Origin of the sequence: Pseudomonas sp. 2835 (assembly GCF_050435905.1) — a bacterium.
Taxonomy (GTDB): domain Bacteria; phylum Pseudomonadota; class Gammaproteobacteria; order Pseudomonadales; family Pseudomonadaceae; genus Aquipseudomonas.
Genome location: NZ_JBNDLE010000001.1, coordinates 89,110 through 112,218, shown reverse-complemented (window position 1 = coordinate 112,218; position 23,109 = coordinate 89,110). Strand labels below are relative to the sequence as shown.

Genomic DNA, 23,109 nt, shown 5'->3' with positions numbered 1-23,109 from the left:
TCAGGATCGGAACAATCGGGTGTATTGGGTTTCGTGGCGCGCCGAGGCAATCGCCAGCAACGGCAGGCCGCCACCGAGCTGGTCATCGTCCAGGGCCAGGGCGGTGGCCAGGGCATCGGGCAAGGCTTCGCTCAGGTCACGCAACAGGGTCTGTGCCGCTTGCTGGCCGAACGGCACCAGCTTGACTCCGGCCATCACCGCGCCTTCGAGCCAGGCATAGCCGTGGGCGAGGGCCAGGTCAGCCAAGGGGAGATCCCAGTGCACGCCCAGCCAGGCCATGCCGCCGAGTTGGCTGAGCTCAAGCGAGCTGCGCCATTCGGGTGCCTGGCCCAGTTGCCAGCCGTCGAGCAAACGGGTCAGGGCCATGCCGCGCTGGCGTTCTTCCAGGCGCAATTCGGCGGTTTCGCGGTTGGCCAGTAAAAACCGGCTCCAACGCTCGAACGCTTCGGCGTCATCCGCCAGGCAAGCCTGGTACAACCGCGCCAGCAGCGGCCAGTCGAGGTGGCACAGGGTGTCCTCGATCTGCTGCCGTTGCCAGGCGCGAAAGCCTTCGGCGCCTTGCACCCAGCCGGCCTCCACCGCCCACTCCAGGCCTTGCGAGTAGGTAAAGCCGCCCACCGGCAGGCTGGGGCTGGCTAGCTGCAACAGGCGCAGCAGCTTCAGCTCGTTGCTCATCAGCCGGCCAGCACCAGCGCGGCACCGGCCAACAGGCCGCCACCGAAGGCCTTTTGCAGGCCGGTGTGTCGACGCAGCAGGCAACCGCCGGCAAAGCCTGCCAGCAACAGCAGGCCACTGACAGTGACGAAACCTGCGCTGAACACCCAGAACGCGCCCGGGCTGGCTTCAACGCCGTGGGCCCAGCCGTGGAACAGGGCAAACAGCGGCATGGCCAAGGCCAGCAACAGCTGGCGGCTGGGCATCAGCAGCGCGGCGGCGGCCACCAGCAGCGAACCGATGATCATCTGCTCCATGCCGATCACGCCACCGAACAAATGGCCCATCAGCGCCCCGCCGAACATCGCCCCCAGGGTCAGCAATGGCAGCGCCAGGGTGCGCCCGGTCAGCGCCGCAAGTACGCCGGTGCCAAGCAGCATGAGCAAGTGATCAAGGCCGGTCAGCGGGTGCAACAAACCGTCCTGCAGCGGGTTGGCGTCGTGGCCGGGGTGGGCAAAGACCGGAAGCGCAACCAGCAGCAATGCGAGGGTTATGAACTTTTTCATGGGTAATCTCCTTATCAATATTCAGGGGTGAGCGACGCGAACGAACAGGTGGTCACTGTGGGCATGACTGTGCGGGGCACTCTGGTAGGCCCCGGCCTCAGGCTCGAACGGCGCCTGCTCGACCGTTACGTCCAGGCCCAGACCACGGACCATTTCATCCAGCACATGGTCGTGCTGGTAGCGCACCAGGCCGGCCTCGATCTGCAGCGGCACATGGCGGTTGCCCAGGTGATAGGCGGCGCGGGTCAGCAACAGCGGATCGGCGCAGCGCACGCTGGACACCTGCTCGGCCGCCGCCAGCACGCGAATCACCTCGCCGCCCTGCGCTTCGCCGAGCAACTCGCCACCGCGCAGCAACTGCCCGCGCTCAAGCATCAGGCCGGCCTCGCGGCCATCGTCGAGGGTGATGCGCACGCGGCTCTTGATCCGCGTGTCGACATTCAGGGTGACGGTGCCGCTTACCGAGGCGGCGTCGCTCAGGCGACGGGTCAACAGGATCATGCTCGCTCCTTAAAACAGAAAATAACGCTGGGCCATCGGCAGCACCGTGGCCGGTTCGCACACCAGCAGTTCACCGTCGGCGCGCACCTCGTAGGTTTGCGAGTCGACCTCGATCATCGGCAACAGGCCGTTATGGACCATGTCGCCCTTGCGCACCGTGCGACAGCCCCGGGCCTCGCCGATCAGGCTCTGCAGCCCCAGTTGCCGGTGCACGCCACGCGCGATCGCCGCCTGCGACAGAAAGGTCATGCGCGTAGCGTGGCGCGCGGCACCGAGGGCGCCGAACATCGGCCGGTAGTGCACCGGTTGTGGGGTCGGGATCGAGCCGTTGATATCGCCCATCGGCGCCATGGCGATCATCCCGCCCTTGATCACCAGCGCAGGCTTGACGCCGAAGAACGCCGGGGCCCAGAGCACCAGGTCGGCGAGCTTGCCAGCCTCAACCGAGCCCACTTCATGGGCGATGCCATGGGTCAGCGCCGGGTTGATGGTGTACTTGGCGATGTAGCGCTTGACCCGGAAGTTGTCGCTGCGCGCGGTATCCGGCGCCAAGGGGCCACGGCGTAGTTTCATCTGGTGCGCCACCTGCCAGGTGCGCAGCACCACCTCGCCAACCCGGCCCATGGCCTGGGAGTCGGACGAAGTCATCGAGAACGCGCCCAGGTCGTGGAGGATGTCTTCGGCGGCAATCGTCTCGCGGCGGATCCGTGACTCGGCAAACGCCACGTCCTCGGCAATGCTCGGGTCCAGGTGATGGCAGACCATGAGCATGTCCAGGTGCTCGTCGACGGTGTTCTGGGTGTAGGGCAAGGTCGGGTTGGTCGAGGACGGCAGCACGTTGGCGAAGGCCGCGGCGCGGATGATGTCCGGCGCATGGCCACCGCCGGCGCCTTCGGTGTGGAAGGTATGGATGGTGCGATCGCCGATGGCCGCCAGGGTGTCCTCGATGCAGCCGGACTCGTTGAGGGTGTCGGTGTGGATCGCCACCTGCACGTCGTGCTCTTCAGCCACCCCCAGGCAGCAGTCGATGGCCGCCGGGGTCGAACCCCAGTCTTCGTGCAGCTTAAGGCCCACGGCGCCGGCTTCGATCTGTTCGCGCAGGGCTTCGGGCCGCGAGGCGTTGCCCTTGCCCAGCAGGCCGATATTGATCGGCAACTGGTCGGCGGCCTGGAGCATGCGCGCCAGGTACCAGGGCCCGGAGGTGCAGGTGGTGGCATTGGTGCCGGTGGCCGGCCCGGTGCCGCCGCCAATGAAGGTGGTAATGCCCGAGGTCAGCGCCTCTTCGACCTGCTGCGGGCAGATGAAGTGAATGTGCGAGTCGATGCCGCCGGCGGTGACGATCTTGCCTTCGGCGGCGATCACTTCGGTGCCCGGCCCGACTGGCAAGGTCACCCCCGGCTGCACATCGGGGTTGCCGGCCTTGCCGACGCCGACGATGCGCCCGTCCTTGATGCCGATGTCGGCCTTGACGATACCCCAGTGGTCGATGATCAGCGCGTTGGTCAGCACCAGGTCCAGCGCCTGTGCGGCAAGCATCTGGCCCTGGCCCATGCCGTCGCGGATGACCTTGCCGCCGCCAAACTTGACCTCCTCGCCATAGATCGTGAAGTCCTTCTCGACCTCGACCCACAGCTCGGTGTCGGCCAGGCGTACGCGGTCGCCCACCGTCGGGCCGAACATGTCGGCATAGGCCCTGCGCGAAATGCGGCTCATGCCTGATTCTCCAGCTTGCCCATGACCTTGCCCTGGAAGCCGTAGACCTCACGCTTGCCGCGGTACGGTACCAGCTGGACGGTCCGCGCCTGGCCCGGTTCGAAACGCACGGCGGTGCCGGCGGCGATGTCCAGGCGAAAGCCGCGAGTCGGCTCGCGCTCGAACACCAGGGCGTTGTTCACCTCAAAAAAGTGATAGTGCGAGCCGACCTGCACCGGCCGGTCGCCGTGGTTAGCAACGGTGACGCTGATTGCCTCAAGGCCGGCATTGAGTTCGATGTCGCCGTCGGCAACCTGTAGTTCTCCGGGAATCATCCTGCGCTCCTAGACGATCGGGTCATGGACGGTGACCAGCTTGGTGCCGTCGGGAAAAGTCGCTTCCACCTGCACATCGGGGATCATCTCGCTGACCCCGGCCATCACCTGGTCACGGCGTAGCACCTCGCGGCCGAGGTTCATCAACTCGGCGACAGTGCGCCCGTCGCGGGCGCCTTCCATCACCGTGGCGCTGATCAAGGCCACCGCTTCCGGATAGTTGAGCTTCAGGCCACGGGCCAGACGCCGTTCGGCCAGCAGTGCAGCGGTAAACAGCAGCAGTTTGTCTTTCTCTCGCGGGGTCAGCTCCATGGCGTTCTCTCAAGTGGCCCAGATCCGCGGCGGGCATGGCGCCAGGCCGACCACGGCGGGTCGCAAGGCGTGCCAGAGCCGCTGCAGGGTGAGTTGCAGGCGTTGGTTGTCGTGATCGAGCAGGCGTACCACCAGCAGCTGGCCGAGCAGCGTCGCGCCAGCCGGGGCGCCAAGGTCTGCAAGCAAGGCGCGGCTCTGCTCAAGCAGTTCGCTGTTGGCCGGAAAGGCGCAAAAGGTTGCTTGCAGCGCCAAGCCGGCGACTTTGTCGAGCTGCCCGCCTTCGATGCGCAGGCGCTCGTGCAGGCCCGGGTCATCGGCCACTTCGATGTGCAGGCGGCTGTCGACGGCGCCATGGCTGAACGCTTCGGCCATCACCGGGCGGCCCAGGCACAGGGTTTCCCAGGCCAGCAGGCGCGCGCCGGGCGCCAGGGTAAAGCGGTTTTCCAGGCGCACGCGGGCGCCGGCAAAGCAGATGTTGCCCTGGGGCAGCCATTCAAGAATGCTGTTCTCGGCCAGGTAAAAATGTTGCTGGAGGATCGAGGTCGGGCCGCCACTGCGGTAGAACTTGGTCGCCCCGGGCATGGTCAGCAGCGCATGGCTGCCGGGCTCCAGGTGCACATCGAGCAGCAGTTTGTCGCCGCCGACCACGCCACCTGGCGGGTGCAGCACATAGACGTGGCACGGCGCGCCCTCGGGGTAGAACGGCCGCTGCACCAAAAGAGGACCAAAATGGCGCCGCGCACCAATACAGGTCTTGCTCTCGCCCCGAACGAAACGCAGCCTCAGCTCGGCGCGCCAGCCGGCGTCGGCGGTGACCAGGTCGGGGGTTTCGGGGAGCGACATGCCTCAGGTTCCAGTAAACGCTGCACCAAGACGGCGACAGACGCATTTGCAAGAAACAACCTACGCGCTCAAACGAACTCAGCGACTTGCAGGTTTGACCAATCGATCAGCAATCGATAGGTGAGGCAAAGCACATAGCGGGCCAAGATGGCGCGCTGGAGGGGTTTGTTTAAACAGCCGGCATGCACCGGTTTAGCGCTGTGCGCTTGCCGCGTGTTTAAACCCGGGCATCAGACAATGCCTACAACGGCGGCCACCCGCAGCAGTGTTGCCCCTCGATAGGGTCACCACCCATGCCTGAGGTGCAGTAATGATCTGCAATCAACCCGATTGTTGCGCCACGCCCCGAGCAATACCCTCGACCACACTCACACTGTGCTCGAGGAGCCCACCCCCATGGTCATGCAAATCCGCCTTCAGCAAACCGGTGCCCCCGCTGTCCTGCAGCTCGAACAAACCAGCGCGCAAGCACCCGGCCCCGGCGAAGTCTGGCTTGAACAGGCGGCCATCGGCGTCAACCCGCTGGACGTCAGCCAGCGCAAGGGCGATGTGCCTATCGCCCTACCTTCGGGCCTTGGCCTGGAAGGCGCGGGGACGGTGGCGGCAATCGGCGCGGGAGTCAGCGGGATCAATGTCGGCGACCGCGTCGGCTATGCCACCGGCCCGCTCGGCGCCTACGCCAGCGCCCGGCTATACCCCGCCGAGCGCCTGGTCAAACTCCCGGACAATCTCGGCCTGGACGAAGCGGCCGCCCTGCTGTTCAAGGGCATCACCGCCCACTACCTGCTCAACAGCACCTACCTGGTCGGGCCCGGCACGCGGCTGATGATCTACGGCGCGGCAGGCGCGTTGGGTCAGTTGATGGTGCCCTGGGCCAAACATCTGGGCGCGTTTGTCGTCGGCGTGGTATCGAAGCCGCAAAGTGTCGCCCGTGCCCGGGCCGCCGGGTGCGATGAAGTGCTGGTGTTCGACGCCGCCACCCTGGCCGCGCAGGTGCTGGACGTGACCCACGGGCAAAAACTCGATGTGGTCTACGACCCGATCGGCCGGCTGTCGTTCGAGGCCTCGCTGGACAGCCTGCGCCCACGCGGCCTGCTGGTGTCCTGCGGCATGGCTTCGGGGGCGCCGCCAGCCATCGAGCTGAGCACCCTCAACGCCAAGGGCTCGTTGTTCATCACCCGGCCGTCGCTGGCGGCGCACACGGCAAGCGCTGGCGAGTACCAGCAGCGCGCCGGGGAGGTGCTGGCGGCGCTGGCGGCAGGTATCATTCGCCCGCATATCTGGCAGCGCTATGCCCTGGCCGACGCCGCCCTGGCCCATGACGACCTGCAACAAGGACGCTCACAGGGCGCAATCATCCTCACGCCCTGACCTACCGAGGTAACCGCGATGGACCCGTTCGACAGCCGCCAGGCCGATGAGCTTGCGACCCTCCTGGCGTTGTTCGAGCACGGCTCGTTTGCCGCCGCCGGGCGCGCGCTGCAGCGCCACCCCTCGGTGCTGTCCAAGCGCCTTGGCGCCCTGGAGCAGCGCCTGGGGATTCGCTTGGTCGAGCGCACCACCCGCCAGGTGCGCTTCACCGACGAAGGTGCGCGGCTGGTGGAGCGCCTGCGCCAGGCCGCCAGCCTGATCAGCGAAGCCGAACGCGAAGCGGCCCAGGGCGCCACCCAGGTGCGCGGGCGGCTGCGCATCGCCCTGCCCTCGTCCATGGGCCGGCTGTGGCTGAGCCCGATGCTTGCCGAGTTTGCCCTGGCATTTCCCCAGGTGCAGCTTGAGACCGAATACGCCGAACGTTTTGTCGATATCGTCGCCGAAGGCTTCGATGCCGCTATCCGCATTGGCGAGCTGGCCGACAGCCGCCTGGTGGCACGCAAGCTCTGTGAGCACCGGCGTATCCTCTGCGCAGCGCCAGCCTACCTGCAACAGCATGGCCAGCCGCAAACTCCGGCCGACCTCGCCCAGCATAACTGCCTGGGTTTTACCGGCCTGCGCTCGTACCCCGAATGGCGACTGACAGGCTTTGGTCAGCAGCAGACGGTAAAAGTACGCGGTTCACTGGTCAGTAACGACAACGAAGCGCTACTGGCCGCCGCGCGCGCCGGGGTCGGCATCCTAGCCGGCGGCGACTGGCTGATGCAGCACGACCTGGACAACGGCCGCCTGCTGCGGGTGCTGCCCGACTGGCAACTGGATGCCGACGCCGGCATCTACCTGGTGCGCCCCGGCGCCCGCTACAACAGCGCCGCGACCCTCGCCTTCAAGCAGTGGATCGAGGCGCGCTTTGCCCACGGCGCGCCCTGGCGCAGCCGCTAGACCGCCGCCAGCCGTGGCGTATGGGCCAGCAGGCTCTGGGTGTAGCGATCTGCCGGCCGGTCGAGCACCTGATCCACCAGGCCCTGCTCAACGATGCGCCCCTGCTGAATCACCACCACCCGGTCGGCAATTGCCCGCACCACCCCCAGGTCGTGGGTGACGAACACCAGGGTCATGCCTTCGCCTTGCAGTTGCTTGAGCAACGCCAGGATCGCCGCCTGCACCGAAACGTCCAGCGCCGAGGTCACTTCATCGCAGATCAGCACACTCGGCTCGCACACCAGCGCGCGGGCAATCGCCACCCGCTGGCGCTCGCCGCCGGAGAGGTGATGGGGATACTTGTCGGCCACCGAAACCGGCAAGGCCACCCGCTGCAGCGCCGCCTCGATACGCGCCCGGCACGCCTGGCCCTTGAGCTTGAAGAAGTGCTCCAGCGGTGCCTGCAGGCACTGGGCCACGGTCTGCCGGGGGTTCAAGGCCCGGTACGGGTTCTGGAAGATGTACTGGATGCGATGACGGGTTGCGCCGGGACGTTGCCGGGCCAGCAGGCTCAACGGCTGGCCGTCGAAACGCAGCTCACCGCTGGCGTTGTCGCCCAGGCCTGCCAGGGTGCGGGCCAGGCTGGTCTTGCCCGAGCCAGACTCGCCGACCACCGCCAGGCACTCGCCGGCCTGTACATCAAGGGCCAGGTCGAACAGCACCTGGCGGTCGTAGCTGAGGTTCAGATTGCTGATTGCCAGCAGCGGCGCCTGATCGGCGCGAATCGCCCGAACCAGCAGCGCCGCGGTCGGTGCCAGTGTCTCAAGCTGCGGATGCAGGCAAGCGACCTGTTGCTGCGCCTCGAGGGTTTGCAAGCCCGGCTCGGCCTGCTCGCAGGCGGCCGTTCGCCGTGGGCAGCGCGGTGCAAACGCACAGCCATAGGCACGCTGGCCCGGCGCCGGGGCATGGCCGGGAATCGCCTGCAGCGGATGCTGGCGGGCAACGTCCGGAATCGCCGCCAGCAAGCCCAGGGTGTAAGGGTGCCTGGGCCGGGCGAACAGCCGTTGGCGGCTGGCGACTTCAACGATGCGCCCGGCGTACATGACCATCACCCGGTCGACCAGGTCCTTGATCACCGCTAGGTCATGGGACACGTACACCGCCGCCACGCCCTGCTCCTTGCACAGCCGGCGCAGGGTTTGCAGGATGTGCGCCTGGGTGCTGACGTCCAGGGCCGTGGTCGGTTCGTCGAGGACGATCAACCGTGGGCGCAACACGAACGCCAGGGCGAGCATCACCCGCTGCTGCTGGCCGCCAGACAATTGATGAGGGAAGCGCCGCAGGAACTCGGCGTCGCCCGGCAGGCCGACGTCGCTCAGGGTCTGCTGCAGGCGCTGTTGCTGCGCCTCCTTGGCCAACTGCGGTTCATGGGCGTGCAGTGTTTCGAGCAACAAGCGGCCGATGCGCAGGGCCGGGTTCAGGGCTTGCGCCGGGTCCTGGGCGACGTAGCCGATCAGCCCGCCACGGGCCTGGCGCAGGGTCTCGCCGCGCAGTTCGAGCAGGCTGGCGTCGGCGACCCGGATATGCCCGGCGGCGATGCGCGCACCGCGCCGGGCATGGGCCAGCAAGGCGGTGGCCAGGGTGGTCTTGCCCGAGCCGGACTCGCCCACCAGGCCGAGGATTTCGCCGGGGTCCAGGCTGAAGGTGATGTGGTCGATGATGTCGGCGCTTGTGTTGAGTTCAACCCGCAGGTTTTGCACCAGCAAGGCCGGCTTTTCGCGGGTCAAGCCCGCTCCCACAGGGTTCGGTGCATGCAGTTCCACTGTGGGAGCGGGCTTGACCCGCGATGGGGCATAGGAATTCATCGACGTTCTCCCGCGCTGTGCCGGGCAATGCCTTCGGCGAAGATGTTGGTGCCGTAGGCGAACACCCCGATCAGCAGCGCCGGGGCCAATACCGCCCAGGGCTGGACCAGCAGGCCGGCCTGGTTTTCATTGATCATCAGGCCCCAGTCGGCAGCCGGTGGCGCCACGCCATAGCCCAGGTAGCTGAGCCCCGAGAGCATGCCGATGCCCCAGGTGAGCATGTTGCCAAAGTGCACCAGCAACGGCGTGAGCACATTGGGCAGGATCTCGCGCGCAAGGATGCGCGTACGCGAAAAGCCCATCATCTGCGCCGCCTCGACGAACTCCTGGCTGGCCACCGCCACCGCACTGCCACGGGCCAGGCGGATTACCCCAGGGGTGAAGGCAATGGCCACGGTCAGCACGATCAGCCACGGCGCCCGGCCAAGCATCGAGACGATCAACAGCACCAGGATAAGGTCGGGGAACGCCAGCCAGACATCCGCAAGCCAAGTGATCGCCTGGTCCAGGCGCTGGCGCGACAGGCCGGCCAGCAGGCCCAGCACAGTGCCGACGATCAAGGCAATCGCTGCTGCCGCCAGCGACATCCACAAAATCGACAGGCCGCCATTGAGCAAGCGCGACAGCACGTCATGGCCAAGAAAATCATGGCCCAGCGGCGCATCCGTTGCCGGCGCGCCGTACACCCCGCCAACCATGTCGGTAGGCGCATGGGGCGCCAGCCAAGGGCCGAACAGGGCCAGGAGGACGATGGCCAGGGTCACCAGGGCGCCGCGGCGAATCTGTGGCTCACGCCACCAGCGTGGATTGAACATGGGCTATTCCTCTCAAGGGGCTTTGGCTGCCGGGCGCCGCCACCAACTCTGGATACCACGGCGGTTGCGCTGGATCAGGGTGGCACGGCGTGCGGTGCGCAGTTTCGGGGTAAGCAGCACGGTGAGCAGGTCGGCCACCAGGTTGATCAGCACCACCCCGAGGGTGATGACCAGCACCACGCCCTGCACCAGCGGCAGGTCGCGCATCTGGATCGCGCTGTTGAGCTGGGTGCCGATGCCCGGGTAGCTGAAGATCACCTCGGCGAGCAAGGCGCCGCCGATCAGGGTGCGCAGGGTCAGGGCCACGCCCTGGATCGCTGGCACCAGGGCATTGGGCAAGGTGTGGCGCCAGACGATGCGCCATTCGGCAATGCCGCGCAGGCGCGCCGCGCTGACGTAGTCCGACTCCAGCGCTTCGATCATCGAGGCGCGGACCATGCGCGCCAGGTACGGCAGCGACGACAGGCTCAGGGCAAAGATCGGCAACAACAGGTACTCAAGCTGCTGCCACAGGGCCTTGTCCGGATCAAGGATCGACACCGCCGGCAGCAGGTTGACCTGGGGCATGGAGAACAGCAGCACCAGGCCGATGGCCAGCAAAAACCCCGGCGTGGCCTTGAGGAAAATCAGCGCCGACAGGCCGATCCGGTCCAGGCGGCTGTCGCGGCGCAGGGCCAGGCTGACGCCGATGCCCAGTGCCAGCGGCACCACCAGCACCAGCACCCCGGCCAGCAGCGCCAGGGTATTGCCGAAGCGGCTGAAAATGATCGAGGCCACCGGCTGGCTGGAGTCCAGCGAGATGCCCAGGTCACCGCGCAGCACCTGGCCTAGCCAGCTAAAATACTGCACCAGGATCGGCCGGTTCAGGCCCAGTTGCTCGCGCAGGGTCAGCACGCTTTGCAGCGGTGCCTCGGGGCCGAGGATGACCCGCGCCGGGTCCGACGGCAGCGCCTGAGTGGCGATGAACACCACCAGGCTGATGACCCAGGCGGTGAGCAGGCCGTAGCCCAGGCGGCCGATGAACCAGGGCAGCCAGGCAGGGAGTCGGGAGAATCGTGGGCAGGGTTCAGGCATGGTTCAACCACAGGCTGTCAAAGCGCCAGGAGGCGAAGGTGGTCTGTTCGCCGTGCAGCCCGCCGACCTTGCTGGAGGCGGCATCGAGCACGTCGGTAAAGCCCCAGATCAGCAAGCCACCGCGCTGGTGCTGGATGCTCTGGGCCTCGTGCACCAGTTGCTTGCGCCGCTCAAGGTCGGGCTGGCCGAGGGCCTGGGTGAACAGCTCGGAGAAACGCTCATCGCGAAAATTGCTGCGGTTGTAGATTGCCAGCGGCGCGTCGTTGTGCAGGCCGGTGGCCAGGAAGCCACGGGCAGGCGTGGAGCCTGGCGACATCAGCCACTGCTCTTTCTGCGGGCCGTTGAACACCGAGCTGTCCACCGGCGTAACCTTGACCTCGACCCCGGCCTTCTTCGCCTGCTGGGCGAACACCAGGGCGGCGTTGACTTCATTGGCGGTGGTGGTCAGCTCGACGCGCAGGTCAGTGGCCCCCGCCTGGCGCAGCAGCGAGCGGGCCTGGTCGAGGTCGTAGCCGCGCTGGGCGATGGCGTGGTTATAGGTTGGGTCTTGCGGCGAGTACAGGTCGTTGGCGATGCGCCCGAAGCCATTGAGGCCACGTCCGATCAGCTCCTGCCGATCGGCCAGCAGGCGGAACGCCTGGCGCACCCGCTCATCCTGGAACGGCGCCTTGGCGGTGTTGAGGTTGAAGCCGCTGAACGAGGTGGTTGGCGACACCACCAGTTGCAAGCGTGGGTCGGCCTTGATCAGGGCGCTGTGCTCGGCCTGCACACCGCTGGCGACGTCGATCTGCCCGGCGCGCAGGGCCGCAACCCGCGACACCTGGTCCTTGAATTCAATGATCTCAAGCTCGTCGGCGTAAGGCTGGTTGGGTTTGAAGTAGTTCTCGAAGCGGGTGAACAGCGCGCGCTGGCCCGGCACGAAGCTTTTCAGCCGGTACGGCCCCGCCCCCACCGGGTTGCTTACTGGATCGTAATCGGTCGGCACGATGGCGCCGAAGGCGATCAGGGTTTCGTCCAGCGGGAAGAAGCTGCGGCCCTGCTTGAAACGGATCTCGATGGTGCGCGCGTCAAGCTTGCGCAACGCCTGGCGGTCGATGGCGCCGACCAGCCCGGCAAACGGCGAAGCCAGTTTCGGATCGGTCAGGCGCAGGATCGAGAACAGCATATCGTCGGCAGTGATGCTCTTGCCGTGGTGGAACTCAAGGCCCGGCTTGATGCGGATGGTCCAGGCGCTGGCATCGGCATTGGGCTCGGCGAACTCGGCCAGGCCCAGGCGCGTGCTGACGTCGTCGTTCCACTCCCAGAACTTGCTGTACAGCGCCCAGCCGCGAATGATCCCGCCGCCGGACGGCTTGTGCGCATCAAGATTGCCGGCCTGATCGCCGTCGATGATGCCTACCCGCAGGCGCCCGCCACGCACCGGCTGGGTGGGCCGGCTGATGGCGGCGACGGCGGCCGGCTCACCGGCGCCGCAACCTGTGAGCAGGCTGGAGCCGAGCAACAGGCCGCCACCGACGGCCAGGCTGTTGCCGAGAAACACCCGGCGGGAAAATTCGTTTGGCATGGGCAACTCCTTAAGCCGGTTCGGCAACCGTGCGCGCACTCAGGCGCGGAATGTCGAAACCGTGGTCCAGGTCGAGCAAGGGGAACAGCAGGTCGGCGACCCGGTGGGCTTCATCAATCAGCGGGAAGCCCGAGAGAATGAACGCCGAGGTGCCCTGGGCTTCGTACTCGCGAATCCGTTCGGCCACCTGCTCGGCGCTGCCAACCAGGTAGGTACCGGCCGCCGGGCCGAGAATGTTGAAGCCGAACAGGCTCGGGCCGGTCCAGACGTTGGGGTAGATCTCAAGCTCCCGCGCGCTGGGCAGGCGGCCGTCGCGGATGCTCTGCACATTGCGCTGGATCTGCGGGTTGTCGCTGCTGAAGGTGTCGAGGGTTTGCCCAGGCGGCAACTGGCGTTCGATGGCGGCGCGGGCGGTGGCCAGCGAAGTCTGCTGCAGCAGTTTTTCGGCGTGGGCCCAGGCCTCGTCTTCGGTTTCGCGCACGATGATCTGTAGGCGCGTGCCAAAGGTCAGTTCGCGGCCGATTTTCGCCGCCTCCGTTGCCACCCGGCGGAACTTGTCACCAAGCTTTGGCGGGGTGTCGGCAAAGCTCAGGTAGACGTCCAGCAGTTGCACCGAATGAGCCACGCCCGGGCCCGAGGTGCCGGCGCCCCACAGCGGCACGCTGGCACGTTTTGGCGGGTGCCAGCCGCCCAGCGGATGCCGCGCCGCCGCAGCCGGACGCGGCGCCAGCTTGACGTACTGGCCGTCAAAGCCTGCGGTTTCGCCGGCATAGATGCTCTGGAACGCGTGCCAGTATTCCAGGCTGAACTGGTAGCGCTCGTCGTGCGGGTAATGCACGCCGAGGGTGGCCAGGCCGGCATCGCTGCCGTTGACCACGTTGAACAACAGGCGGCCGTTGGAGAACTCATCAAAAGTCAGCGCCCACTTGGCCAGTACCGCCGGCGACAGCTCGCCCGGATGCTGGGCCACCAGAAAGCGCAGGCGCTCGGTGGCGTCGATCAGCGCGGCGGCCACTGCCAGGCTCTCGTTGGGGCTCGAACCCAGCAGCGAGCCGTAGTAACCCAGGCGATCGCTGGCCACCGCCAGTTGCTTGAGGTGGGCGAAATCGGTCTTCCAGCGCCCCTGGGCCTCCCACGGATACGGGCCATCGGGGCTGGTCAGGTACCAGAGAATCTTCACTGCCATGTTCTTTCCTCAGGCGCGAATGCGGTCGGTGGCGGGAATCAGGCCCAGCTCGCTGGCCTTCTCGATCAGCTTGCTCATCTTCCATTGCTGGGTGAGCACGCCGGGGCCGAAGGGCCGCGAGCCGCCGATGGCTTCGGCCAGCAGTTGCAGTTGCGCGCCCTCCTCCAGCAGCACGATGAACTCGGCAGTGGCGCGCAGGCCCTGCTGGCCCCACACCGTGGCGCCGCCGTTGGCTTCGAGGATGGCCGGGGTGAAGGGGTTCTCGGCCAGGCGTTCGAGGATGAAGTCGACTTCGTCCTGGCGCCGGTCGATGTAGGTCGGCAACTCGCGGGCCAGCTGGAAGCGCTGCACCGGCACGTAGTTGAACGGCAAGGTGCGCTGGGTCTGGGCCCAGGCGCCGAGGTACGGCGAGTGCACGTGGGACACCGTGGTGATCTGCGCCTGCTCGCGGAACAATTTGGCGTAACGGCCCAGGCCGCCCTTGCCCTGGCCATGCACCAGGTTGCCGGCCAGGTCGCTGACCGTGGCCTGCAGCGGTTTGCGGTAATCCCACGGCCCCGGGTAGTTGACCGACACCAGCAGCTCGCGCCCCGGTACCCGTTCGATAAAGCCGACCGTGCCGTTGGCGGTGATGGTGTTGGTCTCGCGGAACACGGTGAAGGCCTGATCGGCCTCGTTGACCACCTGCTCGATGAAGGTTTGCAGCTCGGCATCGATCAGGTGCTCGGTGGTCAGTACGGTCATGGCAATGCTCCTTTAAGCGCGGGCGCGGCGTTCAGCCAGCAGGTGTTGGGCGGCTTGCAGTGGACGCGGGTCGACCCAGTCGGCCAGGGCAAAATCGGCTTCGAGAAAGCCGTGCAGGTTGAGGAAGGTTTTCTGGATATCGAGGTACGCCAGGCGCTCGGCCGAGAGGTCCGGAGCCAAAGTGGTATGGAAGTCGCCGCGGTAGGCTTGATCGACGCCTTCGGCACCGGCGCGGGTTTCGTCCTGGAGGATGCGCAGCAGGCCGTCGCGGTTGTCGCGGGCCCAGTCCGCGGCGCGCAGGGTCTGGGCAAGAAAGCGCACCACCAGCTCGAAGTGATCGTCAAGCAGGCTCTGGTGCACGGTGATCGGCCGTGGCGTGCCGTTGTTGATGCGATAGCGCGGGTCTGCGATCTGGTCCAGGTCAATACCCACCACCAGGCCCAGGCGCCGGGCGGCATCGGCGGCGGCCGCGCCCTTGACGTAAACCGCATCGACCTCGCCGCGCACCAGATAATCCAGGCCCGACCACAGGCGTTGCAGGCCCTGCTGCGGGGTCGGCGCATCGTCCTGGGATTGCAGCGCCACTTCCACCAGTTGGACATCATCGAAGCTCAGCCCGGCCAGACTCAGCGCGCCCTTGTAGCCGTGCAGGCTCATGGCCCGGGCGATGCTGCCGGGGCGGTTGGCGCCCCAGGCCGGCAGCGCCAGGCGCTTGCCCTTGAGGTCAGCGGCGCTGCGAATGCCCGAATCCGGGCGCACCAGAATGGTCTGCCATTCCTCGATCCAGGTCAGGCCGATCAGCCGGCTCGGCGCACCGGCGGCGCGGGCGGCCAACGCCGGCACGTTACCGCCCTCGCGAAACAGCCCGGGCAGTTGGTGATCGTAGTGGTGATGACCCAGTTGCCGGGCTTCCTGCAGGGTTTCTACCGGCAGGCCATCGGCGGCGAATTCTTCCGTGAGCCAACCCAGGGTGTAGGCGATGCCTGAGGCGGTCGGCACCGGGCAGCGGGTGAACCAGAGTTGCTCAAGCGTGGTTGCGCTGGGCAGTGGCAAGGTGGCGGCGATTGTCATGGGCATGCTCCATCAAGCGGATCGAATCGGCCAGGTGGCCTTTGCCTGAGCTATTGCAGCGCCCGTGCCAACTCGGCAAAGCCCTGATTTCATTGGGCTTTACCCCTTGCTGCAGGGCCCGACTGCTGATCTGCCAGCAATCGGGCCGCAAGCCTGCTGCTGCCAGAGCAACAATCACCGGCTTACTGCTGCCCCAGCAACACCCGGCACCGGCAAAAACGCCGCGAGCCTTGCATCACGGGGCTTTGCCGCCACTGGCACAGAACCTGCTCAAGGCCCTGGGTACCTGTTCATTCAAGGAAGCCCTATCGTGAGTACCCTGCCCCGTCGTCTGCACAGTCCCGCCCAGGCCATCGCCGCGGCCCATGAAATTGCCGAGGAAATCGCCGCCCTTGCCGCCGACCCGTTGCTCAACCGCGAACTGCCCCGGCGCCAGGCACAGTTGCTGTCCGACAGTGGCATCACCGCCATCGGCGTTCCGACCGCACTCGGCGGCCTGGGCGCGTCGGTCGAGACCATCGTCGAGACCGTGCGGATCATCTCCCGCGCCGACGGCGGCGTCGGCCAGTTGCTGCAGATTCACAACGTGATGCTGCGCGGCGTGCTCAGCGGCTACCCGGATGCAGTGCGCGATCGGCTGGTCGCCGATGTGCTGGCCGGCAAGCGCCTGGGCAATGCCCTGGCCGAGGTCGGCGGCAAGAACAAGTTCGCCCTCAAGACCCGGGTCGAGCGCCGCGCCGATGGCAAGCTGATCCTCAACGGCAGCAAGTTCTACTCCACCGGCGCCTACCTGGCCGAGTGGATCTCGCTGACCGCCGCCAGCGATGATGGCGGCGCCGGCGTGCTGCTGCAGCGCGACACGCCCGGCCTGACCCTGGTCGATGACTGGGACGCCTTCGGCCAGAACAACTCGGTCAGCGGCACGGTAATCTTCGACAACATCGAGCTGGACGAGCGCTACGTGCTGCGCCGCCAGGGCCCGATGAAGCGCACCGGCCTGACCTTCCCGCAGATCCTTCACGCCGCCATCGACACCGGTATCGCCGCCGGCGCCCTGCAGGCCGGCATCGACTACCTCAACCAGCACGCCCGGCCGTGGGTCGAGAGCGAGGTGGAACGGGCCAGCGACGAGCCGCACATCATCCGCCAGATCGGCGAGTACGCGGTGGCCCTGCGCGCCGCCGAATCGCTGCTGCGTGACGCCGCACGAACCTTCGACGCCCATGAGCAAGCCCCCGACAACAAGGCCCTGGAAGACGAACTGATCCTCTCGGTGGCCACCGCCCGCGCCCACTCCGATGGCGCTTCGCTGAAGATCTCCAGCGACATCTTCTCGCTGCTTGGCGCCAGCTCATCCTTGAGCAAGTGGAACCTCGACCGCTTCTGGCGCAACGCCCGGGTGCACACCACCCACGACCCGATCCGCTGGCGCCTGCACCACGTCGGCAACTACTACCTCAACGGCATCGACCCCGGTGAATACACCGCCATCCTCAATGCCAAGCAAAAGGCCGGCGCCAGCCGCTGAGCACACACTTTCCTCCTGCCGCGAGTCTTTCATGAGCCCTCGACACCCGCTGCTGCGCAGCCTGGCGATTTACGGTGAAATGCCCTGGCGTTTCGCCCTGGTCGCCGGGCTGTTCGTTTCCATCAACCTCGGCCTGGTCTGGCAGCAATGGCTGATCGGCCGCGCCCTCAACGAGGTCAGCGCCGGCACAGCGGTGCAGCGCCTGGCCGATGGCAGCCTCGACAGCCAGCGCGCCTGGGGCTGGTTCTGGCTGATCCTCGGCGTGGCCCTGGGCCGCGCGCTGCTGCAGTACGCGGCCGCCATCGGCTCGCTGATCCTTGGCCAGGCGCTGCTCACGCGCCTGCGCGAACGCCTGCTGGAGCAGGTGCTGCGCCTGCACCTGGGGTATCACTGGCAGCACGGCATGGGCGAGATGGTCACCCGCACCACCCGCGATGCCGACAAGGTTCGCGATGCACTGGTGAGCTTCTGGCGCCAGCTGGTCGAAACGCCGCTGGTGATACTCGCCACCGTCGGCCTGCTGGCCTGGTACCACCCGTGGCTGGCGCTCGGGCCGCTGCTGCTGACGGTGATCGGGGTGTGGATATTCGTATTGCAGACCGAGCGCCTGGTCAGCCTCGACCGCGCGGTCGGCGCCGCCTACGACCGGGTCAACCAGGACCTGGCCGAAGGCATTGGCGCGGTGCGGGTGATCAAGTCGTTCGGCCTGCAGGCCCAGCGCATCGACGGTTTCGAGCGTCAGGTCGAGCAATTCAGCGCCCTGGCGCGCCAGGCCCTGGCCTATGCCAGTTCGCGGATTCCACTGCCGCAAGCGGTGGTGGCGCTGGGGCATGTGTGGATACTGGTGATTGGTGCACAGTTGGTCGCAAAAGGCCTGATCGGCATGGGCGAATTGGTGACTTCGCTGCTGATCGCCACCACCCTGGTGTTTCGCATCGAAGGCATTGGCCGGGTGATGCAGACCTTCGCCGACGCCCGCGCTTCGGCCGGGCGTATCTGGCAGTTGCTGGATGCACCGGCGGCGATTGCCGGCGGCAGTCAGCGCCTGCCCGAGGGGCCGCTGGGGCTGAGGCTTGAAGACGTCAGCGTTGCCGCCCCTGGCGGTGGCCAGGCGATCCTGCATCACTGCTCGTTCGAGCTGGCCCCCGGTGAAACCGTCGCCCTGGTCGGCGCCACCGGCACCGGCAAGAGCCTCTTGGCCAGCCTGTTGCCGCGCCTGACCGATGTTGCCCAAGGCCGTGTGCTGCTCGGCAACGCGCAGTCCGGCTGGCAGGACATTCGCGACCTGGACCTGAGCGACCTGCGCCGGCGCGTGCATGTATTGCCTCAGGAGAGCTTTCTGTTTGCCGACAGCCTGGCCGCCAACCTGCGCCTGAGCGCGCCCGGCGCCAGCGACCCGCAACTGCTCCAGGCCCTGCACCAGGCCGCCGCCGACGACATCCTCGAACGCCTGCCCGCAGGCCTCGACAGCCCCCTCGGCGATCGCGGCGTGACCCTCTCCGGCGGCCAGCGCCAGCGCTTGTGCCTGGCCCGGGCCTTGCTCGCCACGCCGGCCATTCTCTGCCTGGACGATGCCACCAGCGCCCTGGATGCGCTGAGCGAAGGCCGGGTGCTGGACAAGCTGCGCCAGCAGGCAAGCGCCACCACCCTGCTGCTGATCGCCAGCAAAGTTTCCACCGTGCAACGCGCCGATCGCGTGCTGCTGCTCGACAACGGCGCCATCGCCGACAGCGGCACCCACACGCAACTACTGCAACGCAACCCGACCTACCGTGACCTGCTGGGGATCGACCATGGCTAAGCCACTGCCGGGCAACGCCCTGAGCGATATCGAAATCGAAGAGCTGCTGGCAAAAAAAGCCCTCGACCGCAGCATGTTCCAGCGCCTGCTGCCGTTGTTGCGACCGGTGCGCAAACAGATCGCCTGGGTCATCGGCCTGGAGCTGGCGCTGGTGTTCACCGTGTTCCTGCGGCCCTGGTTCGTTCGTGAGCTGCTCGACCGCGGCCTGATCCACGACGGCGACCGCTGGCTGCTCGACCAACCGCTGGTGCTGTGGCTGGGGGTGGGCCTGGCGGCCAGTTGGCTGGGGCGCTTTGTGCTGGCCGGGGTATCGCAGTACATCGCCGGCAGCGCGGCGATCCAGGTGCTCAACCAGTTGCGGGTGCGGGTATTTGCCCATGTTCAGGCCTTGAGCGTCGGTTACTTCGACCGCACCCGCGCCGGGCGTATCATTTCCCGCGCCGACCGCGATGTCGATGCCCTGGAGCCGCTACTCATCCAGGGCCCGCCGGAACTGCTCGGCGCCCTGCTGCGCTGCAGCCTGGCGGCGGTGATGCTGTGGCTGATCGAGCCGCTGTTCTTCTTCAGCCTGATCGGTAGCGTGCCGCTGCTGCTGGCGGCGACCTGGGCGTTCAAGCGCATCGCCCAGCGCAACTGGGCCAAGGTCGCTGAACAGCGCAGCCGCTTTACCGCGCACCTGGTCGAGAGCGTCAGCGGCGTGCGCCTGCTGCAGCAGACCGGCCGGCAGGCGCCGAACCTGGCGCGCTACAGGCAACTGCTGCATGACTTCAACAACGCGCTGATCGTCGGCAGCCTACGCTCGGGCTGGTTCGCGCCCTTTACCGCACTGCTCACCGCCGCCGGCATGGCGGTGCTGGTGCTGGTCGGCGGCTACAGCCTGGCCGAGGGCACGGTCACGGTCGGCCAGGTCGGCGAAAGCCTGTTCTATGTGATGCTGTTTCTCGGACCATTGCAGGAGCTGACCGACCTGTTCGAGCGCTATGCCACCGGCTCCGCCTCGGCCCAGCGGATCTTCCTGTTGCTCGACACCGCGCCGCAGATTGTCGACCCGGTGGCGCCGGTGGACTTGCCCATGGCGCGCGGCGAAGTGCATTTTCAGCAGGTGCGCTTTGCCTATTTGCCGCAACCCACCCGGCCAGTGATCGACGGCCTCGACCTGCGCATCAATGCCGGTGAAGTGCTGGCGATTGTCGGCCCGTCCGGGCATGGCAAGAGCACCCTGGTGCAGTTGCTCACGCGTTTCTACGAAGTCGATCACGGTGCCGTGACCCTCGATGGCGTCGATATCCGCCAGCTCAGCCAGCAACAGTTGCGCCGCCATGTGGGCGTGGTGCTGCAGGACAACGTGCTGTTCAACGGCAGCATCCTCGACAACCTGCGCCTGGCCGCCCCGGATGCCGAGGATCAAACCCTGATTGCTGCGGTGCGCGAACTGGGTGCCGACGAGGTGCTGGAGCGCCTGCCGCATCGCTACGACACCCAGGTCGGGCCGCTGGGCAGCCACCTGAGCCAGGGCCAGCGCCAGCTGGTGTGCCTGGTGCGTGCTTACCTGGCGGACCCGGCGGTGCTGGTGCTCGACGAGGCCACCTCGGCGGTCGATGTACACACCGAGCGGCGCATCCAGCGGGCGCTGCGGCGGCTGTGCGAAGGGCGCACGGCGATCATCATCGCCCATCGCCTGGCGACCATCCGCGATGCCGACCGGATTGTGCTGATTCGCGAGGGCAAGCTGGTCGAGCAAGGGCCGCATCAGCAGTTACTGGCCAAGGGTGGCGATTATGCGGCGTTGTATCGGCGCTATCAGCACGGTGCCGAGTTACAAGGGCAAGCCAGCTGAAAAGCGGGAAGGCTTCGCCTTCCATCGCCGGCAAGTCCGGCTCCCACAAGGATCGGTGTACTTTGTGCTGCAACCGCCGCAGCCACTGCTGACCGGTTGCTGCCCTGGCAACACCCCTGCCCGCAATCCCCAATGATTGCGGGCCCGCGCCGCGTGGCATGGGCGTTGCACCGCTGTCCTGACCTTCATCGAGGAACAGCCATGAGCACCGAATTCTTCTGGCGTCTGCCCCTGGGCACCGACGGCCCGCAACTGAGCACCGACAAACACAACCGCGGCAGCTTCAGCCGCACGCCTGGGCATATCGCCCCCGGCCTGTTGCAGGATGGCAGCGCCGATGGCTTCACCTACATCGACTACATCGCCCAGGTAGCCAAGGCCGCAGAACTTGCAGGCTTTGAAGGCGCGCTGCTGCCCACCGGCCCCGAGCCGTGGATCGCCGCCGCGGCCCTGGCCCGGGAAACCCGCCGGCTGCGCTTTCTGATCGCCTTCCAGGCCACCTGGACCCTGCCCGCCTACGCCGCGCAGCAGGCGGCAATCCTCCAGCACCTGAGCCACGGCCGCCTGGACTGGAACATCATCACCGGCGGCAACCCGGCCAGCCAGCGTGCCCAGGGCGACTTTCTCGACCACGACCAGCGCTACAAGCGTACCGGCGAGTTCCTCGACATCATCCAGGGTTTGTGGAGCAACGAACGCTTCTCTTACGATGGCGACATCTACCGCCTGGAGAACGGCGCACTGCCGCCGCACCTGGGCGACGAGCGCAAGCCGGGGGTGTACTTCTCGGGCTTCTCCGAGCCGGCGCTGGAAGTCGCCGCCCGCCACGCCGACGTGTACCTGAACTGGGCCGAGCCGGTTGAGCAGCTCAAGCCACACATCGAGCGGGTACGTGAGCTTGCCGACAAGCAAGGGCGCACGGTGCGTTTCGGCCTGCGTGTCGACCTGTTCGCGCGGGAAACCGAAGAAGCCGCCTGGCGCGACCTGCGCCGCCAGTTCGACAAGCTCGAAGGCAAGCCCAGCGCCGTCTCCAAGGCCTTCACCAGCGCCAGCGACTCGGTTGGCGGCGCGCGGCAGACCGCCTACCACCAGAATATCCAGCGCTTTGACGACCTGATCATCGGCGCCAACCTCTGGGCCGGTTTTGCCAAGGCCAAGCCGGGGCCGACCGTGGGCCTGGTGGGCAGCCACGAGAACATCGCCGAACGCCTGGCCGAGTACCGCGACGCCGGTTTCTCGACCTTTATCCTGGCCGGCAATCCGCACCTGGAAGAAGCCTTGCGCATCGGCCAGGAGGTGCTGCCGCTGGTGCGCCAGGCGCCGCTCGCGAGCCTGCCGCTGACTGCCAGCGCCTGACCGGAGCCCGACATGAGCACACCCCTCGATACCCTCTGGTACACCCGCTGCCCGGTGCCCACGGGCCTGGGCATTGCCGTTCAGCAAGGCTGGCTGCAGGATAGCCTGCACACGCTTGGCACCCAGGTGCAGTCGATTCGCGAGGCCGACGATGCTGCGGTGCGCGAGTCGCACTTCGATCACAGCCTGCGCCATTCGGTGCGTCATGGCGGCAGCATTCCAGCAATCTGGGCCCGCGCCCAGGGCCGCGAGACGCGCCTGATCGGGCTGTCCTGGGCCGATGAGGCGCAGTTGATCCTGACCCGCGCCGACAGTGGCATTCACAGCATCAGGCAACTGGCCGGCAAGCGTTTCGGCCTGCCCGACCGCGCCCGTGCGCAGATCGACTTCACCCGCGCCCAGGCCCTGCGCGGGCTGGAGAACGCGCTGAAGCTCGAGGGCTTGCAGGTTGGCGACTTGCAGCTGGTCAACTACCGCTACGACAACGGTTTCAGTGACAGCCCGGTGCGCGTTGTTGCCGGTAGCAGCGTGGCCAGCAGCGAAGAGGCGCGCAACCTGGAGCTGATCGGCCTGCTGCGCGGTGAGGTCGATGCGATCTTTCTCAAGGGCGCCAGCGCTGTGCAGCAGGCCCATGATTTCGGTCTGCGCACATTACTGGACATCGGCGCCCACCCCGACCCGCTGATGCGCAGCAACAACGGTACGCCGCGCACCCTGACGGTCGACCAGGCGCTGCTCGACCAGCACCTGCCGGTAGCCACCCAGGTGCTCGACAGCGTCCTGCGCGCCGAAGCCTGGGCCCATCAGCACCCAGAGCAGACCCGCCGCTACCTGGCCCTGGAAACCAACAGCAGCGAGTACTGGGTCAGCCGCGCCTACGGCGAGAACGCGCACTTGCGCTTGCGCACCGCCCTCGACGAACAGGCCATCGCCGCCCTGCAGGACTTTGTGACCTTCCTGCAGCGCTGGCGCTTTATCCGCACGGCGTTCGATGTACGCCAATGGATCGACCGCCGCCCCATGGACGGGCTGCATACCGCACTGGCCGGCTAACCGGCCACCTGACAAGGACT

Annotated in this window: 21 protein-coding genes; 7 read left to right on the top strand and 14 right to left on the bottom strand. The window is 67.0% G+C overall.

Annotated elements, in window-relative coordinates:
- From ABIE20_RS00375 to ABIE20_RS00345, 7 genes are read right to left on the bottom strand one after another with little or no spacing between them, the layout of a single operon-like run.
- Positions 1 to 675 (bottom strand): urease accessory protein UreF, encoded by a 675-nt coding sequence (locus ABIE20_RS00375; RefSeq protein WP_429501802.1) that lies wholly within the window; start codon positions 673 to 675, stop codon positions 1 to 3.
- On the bottom strand, positions 675 to 1,220 hold the full coding sequence (locus ABIE20_RS00370; RefSeq protein WP_429501800.1) for a HupE/UreJ family protein: 546 nt from the start codon (positions 1,218 to 1,220) through the stop codon (positions 675 to 677). Before ABIE20_RS00370 ends, ABIE20_RS00375 begins: the two co-directional genes overlap by 1 nt.
- 21 nt (positions 1,221 to 1,241) lie before the next feature.
- Positions 1,242 to 1,721, bottom strand: coding sequence for an urease accessory protein UreE (ureE, locus tag ABIE20_RS00365; RefSeq protein WP_429501798.1), 480 nt, complete (start codon positions 1,719 to 1,721; stop codon positions 1,242 to 1,244).
- A gap of 9 nt (positions 1,722 to 1,730) precedes the next feature.
- Positions 1,731 to 3,434: an urease subunit alpha gene (gene ureC, locus ABIE20_RS00360; RefSeq protein ID WP_429501796.1), complete on the bottom strand. Its 1,704-nt coding sequence runs from the start codon at positions 3,432 to 3,434 to the stop codon at positions 1,731 to 1,733.
- The gene (locus tag ABIE20_RS00355; protein WP_429501794.1) at positions 3,431 to 3,748 is read right to left on the bottom strand and encodes an urease subunit beta; all 318 of its coding nucleotides are present in this window, start codon (positions 3,746 to 3,748) and stop codon (positions 3,431 to 3,433) included. Before ABIE20_RS00355 ends, ureC begins: the two co-directional genes overlap by 4 nt.
- Before the next feature lie 9 nt (positions 3,749 to 3,757).
- A complete protein-coding gene (locus ABIE20_RS00350; RefSeq protein WP_038994905.1) occupies positions 3,758 to 4,060 on the bottom strand; it encodes an urease subunit gamma in 303 nt (100 codons plus the stop codon).
- A gap of 9 nt (positions 4,061 to 4,069) precedes the next feature.
- Positions 4,070 to 4,903 carry an urease accessory protein UreD gene (locus ABIE20_RS00345; RefSeq protein ID WP_429501791.1) on the bottom strand — a complete coding sequence of 278 codons (834 nt, stop codon included), beginning with the start codon at positions 4,901 to 4,903 and terminating at the stop codon, positions 4,070 to 4,072.
- A gap of 396 nt (positions 4,904 to 5,299) precedes the next feature.
- Between ABIE20_RS00345 and ABIE20_RS00340 the strand changes: the two genes are divergently transcribed.
- Positions 5,300 to 6,274 (top strand): quinone oxidoreductase family protein, encoded by a 975-nt coding sequence (locus ABIE20_RS00340; protein ID WP_429501789.1) that lies wholly within the window; start codon positions 5,300 to 5,302, stop codon positions 6,272 to 6,274.
- Positions 6,275 to 6,292: 18 nt separating this feature from the next.
- Positions 6,293 to 7,216: a LysR family transcriptional regulator gene (locus ABIE20_RS00335; protein WP_429501787.1), complete on the top strand. Its 924-nt coding sequence runs from the start codon at positions 6,293 to 6,295 to the stop codon at positions 7,214 to 7,216.
- Here the strand turns inward: ABIE20_RS00335 and ABIE20_RS00330 are convergent.
- Genes ABIE20_RS00330 through ABIE20_RS00300 form a run of 7 tightly spaced genes read right to left on the bottom strand, consistent with a single transcriptional unit; the run spans position 7,213 to position 15,514 of the window.
- Entirely contained in the window at positions 7,213 to 9,060 is a 1,848-nt protein-coding gene (locus ABIE20_RS00330) for a dipeptide ABC transporter ATP-binding protein (RefSeq protein WP_429501785.1), read from the bottom strand. The genes ABIE20_RS00335 and ABIE20_RS00330 overlap by 4 nt on opposite strands.
- Entirely contained in the window at positions 9,057 to 9,875 is an 819-nt protein-coding gene (locus ABIE20_RS00325; RefSeq protein WP_429501783.1) for an ABC transporter permease, read from the bottom strand. Before ABIE20_RS00325 ends, ABIE20_RS00330 begins: the two co-directional genes overlap by 4 nt.
- Before the next feature lie 12 nt (positions 9,876 to 9,887).
- A complete protein-coding gene (locus ABIE20_RS00320; protein WP_429501781.1) occupies positions 9,888 to 10,949 on the bottom strand; it encodes an ABC transporter permease in 1,062 nt (353 codons plus the stop codon).
- Positions 10,942 to 12,513: an ABC transporter substrate-binding protein gene (locus ABIE20_RS00315; RefSeq protein ID WP_429501779.1), complete on the bottom strand. Its 1,572-nt coding sequence runs from the start codon at positions 12,511 to 12,513 to the stop codon at positions 10,942 to 10,944. The genes ABIE20_RS00320 and ABIE20_RS00315 overlap by 8 nt, the downstream gene beginning before the upstream one ends.
- A gap of 10 nt (positions 12,514 to 12,523) precedes the next feature.
- On the bottom strand, positions 12,524 to 13,699 hold the full coding sequence (locus ABIE20_RS00310; RefSeq protein WP_429501777.1) for an LLM class flavin-dependent oxidoreductase: 1,176 nt from the start codon (positions 13,697 to 13,699) through the stop codon (positions 12,524 to 12,526).
- Positions 13,700 to 13,708: 9 nt separating this feature from the next.
- Positions 13,709 to 14,443 (bottom strand): class II aldolase/adducin family protein, encoded by a 735-nt coding sequence (locus ABIE20_RS00305; RefSeq protein WP_429501775.1) that lies wholly within the window; start codon positions 14,441 to 14,443, stop codon positions 13,709 to 13,711.
- Between the two features lie 12 nt (positions 14,444 to 14,455).
- Entirely contained in the window at positions 14,456 to 15,514 is a 1,059-nt protein-coding gene (locus ABIE20_RS00300) for an ABC transporter substrate-binding protein (RefSeq protein WP_429501773.1), read from the bottom strand.
- 310 nt (positions 15,515 to 15,824) lie between these two features.
- On the opposite strand from ABIE20_RS00300, the gene ABIE20_RS00295 reads away from it, so the two are divergent.
- From ABIE20_RS00295 to ABIE20_RS00275, 5 genes are all read left to right on the top strand, one after another.
- Positions 15,825 to 17,042, top strand: coding sequence for an acyl-CoA dehydrogenase family protein (locus ABIE20_RS00295; protein WP_429501771.1), 1,218 nt, complete (start codon positions 15,825 to 15,827; stop codon positions 17,040 to 17,042).
- 31 nt (positions 17,043 to 17,073) lie between these two features.
- The gene (locus ABIE20_RS00290) at positions 17,074 to 18,843 is read left to right on the top strand and encodes an ABC transporter ATP-binding protein (RefSeq protein WP_429501769.1); all 1,770 of its coding nucleotides are present in this window, start codon (positions 17,074 to 17,076) and stop codon (positions 18,841 to 18,843) included.
- Positions 18,836 to 20,680: an ABC transporter ATP-binding protein gene (locus ABIE20_RS00285; protein ID WP_429501767.1), complete on the top strand. Its 1,845-nt coding sequence runs from the start codon at positions 18,836 to 18,838 to the stop codon at positions 20,678 to 20,680. The genes ABIE20_RS00290 and ABIE20_RS00285 overlap by 8 nt, the downstream gene beginning before the upstream one ends.
- A gap of 201 nt (positions 20,681 to 20,881) precedes the next feature.
- Positions 20,882 to 22,036, top strand: coding sequence for an LLM class flavin-dependent oxidoreductase (locus ABIE20_RS00280; protein ID WP_429501765.1), 1,155 nt, complete (start codon positions 20,882 to 20,884; stop codon positions 22,034 to 22,036).
- A gap of 12 nt (positions 22,037 to 22,048) precedes the next feature.
- The gene (locus ABIE20_RS00275) at positions 22,049 to 23,089 is read left to right on the top strand and encodes an ABC transporter substrate-binding protein (RefSeq protein ID WP_429501763.1); all 1,041 of its coding nucleotides are present in this window, start codon (positions 22,049 to 22,051) and stop codon (positions 23,087 to 23,089) included.
- The last annotated feature ends 20 nt before the right edge of the window (positions 23,090 to 23,109 follow it).

Coding starts and splice junctions, on each gene's coding strand:
- ABIE20_RS00275 (WP_429501763.1), top strand. CDS start 22,049: ATGAGCACACCCCTCGATACCCTCTGGTACACCCGCTGCCCGGTGCCC.
- ABIE20_RS00285 (WP_429501767.1), top strand. CDS start 18,836: ATGGCTAAGCCACTGCCGGGCAACGCCCTGAGCGATATCGAAATCGAA.
- ABIE20_RS00335 (WP_429501787.1), top strand. CDS start 6,293: ATGGACCCGTTCGACAGCCGCCAGGCCGATGAGCTTGCGACCCTCCTG.
- ABIE20_RS00290 (WP_429501769.1), top strand. CDS start 17,074: ATGAGCCCTCGACACCCGCTGCTGCGCAGCCTGGCGATTTACGGTGAA.
- ABIE20_RS00305 (WP_429501775.1), bottom strand. CDS start 14,443: ATGACCGTACTGACCACCGAGCACCTGATCGATGCCGAGCTGCAAACC.
- ABIE20_RS00345 (WP_429501791.1), bottom strand. CDS start 4,903: ATGTCGCTCCCCGAAACCCCCGACCTGGTCACCGCCGACGCCGGCTGG.
- ABIE20_RS00370 (WP_429501800.1), bottom strand. CDS start 1,220: ATGAAAAAGTTCATAACCCTCGCATTGCTGCTGGTTGCGCTTCCGGTC.
- ABIE20_RS00350 (WP_038994905.1), bottom strand. CDS start 4,060: ATGGAGCTGACCCCGCGAGAGAAAGACAAACTGCTGCTGTTTACCGCT.
- ABIE20_RS00355 (WP_429501794.1), bottom strand. CDS start 3,748: ATGATTCCCGGAGAACTACAGGTTGCCGACGGCGACATCGAACTCAAT.
- ABIE20_RS00310 (WP_429501777.1), bottom strand. CDS start 13,699: ATGGCAGTGAAGATTCTCTGGTACCTGACCAGCCCCGATGGCCCGTAT.
- ABIE20_RS00330 (WP_429501785.1), bottom strand. CDS start 9,060: ATGAATTCCTATGCCCCATCGCGGGTCAAGCCCGCTCCCACAGTGGAA.
- ABIE20_RS00325 (WP_429501783.1), bottom strand. CDS start 9,875: ATGTTCAATCCACGCTGGTGGCGTGAGCCACAGATTCGCCGCGGCGCC.
- ABIE20_RS00315 (WP_429501779.1), bottom strand. CDS start 12,513: ATGCCAAACGAATTTTCCCGCCGGGTGTTTCTCGGCAACAGCCTGGCC.
- ABIE20_RS00375 (WP_429501802.1), bottom strand. CDS start 675: ATGAGCAACGAGCTGAAGCTGCTGCGCCTGTTGCAGCTAGCCAGCCCC.
- ABIE20_RS00300 (WP_429501773.1), bottom strand. CDS start 15,514: ATGACAATCGCCGCCACCTTGCCACTGCCCAGCGCAACCACGCTTGAG.
- ABIE20_RS00320 (WP_429501781.1), bottom strand. CDS start 10,949: ATGCCTGAACCCTGCCCACGATTCTCCCGACTCCCTGCCTGGCTGCCC.
- ABIE20_RS00280 (WP_429501765.1), top strand. CDS start 20,882: ATGAGCACCGAATTCTTCTGGCGTCTGCCCCTGGGCACCGACGGCCCG.
- ureE (WP_429501798.1), bottom strand. CDS start 1,721: ATGATCCTGTTGACCCGTCGCCTGAGCGACGCCGCCTCGGTAAGCGGC.
- ABIE20_RS00340 (WP_429501789.1), top strand. CDS start 5,300: ATGGTCATGCAAATCCGCCTTCAGCAAACCGGTGCCCCCGCTGTCCTG.
- ureC (WP_429501796.1), bottom strand. CDS start 3,434: ATGAGCCGCATTTCGCGCAGGGCCTATGCCGACATGTTCGGCCCGACG.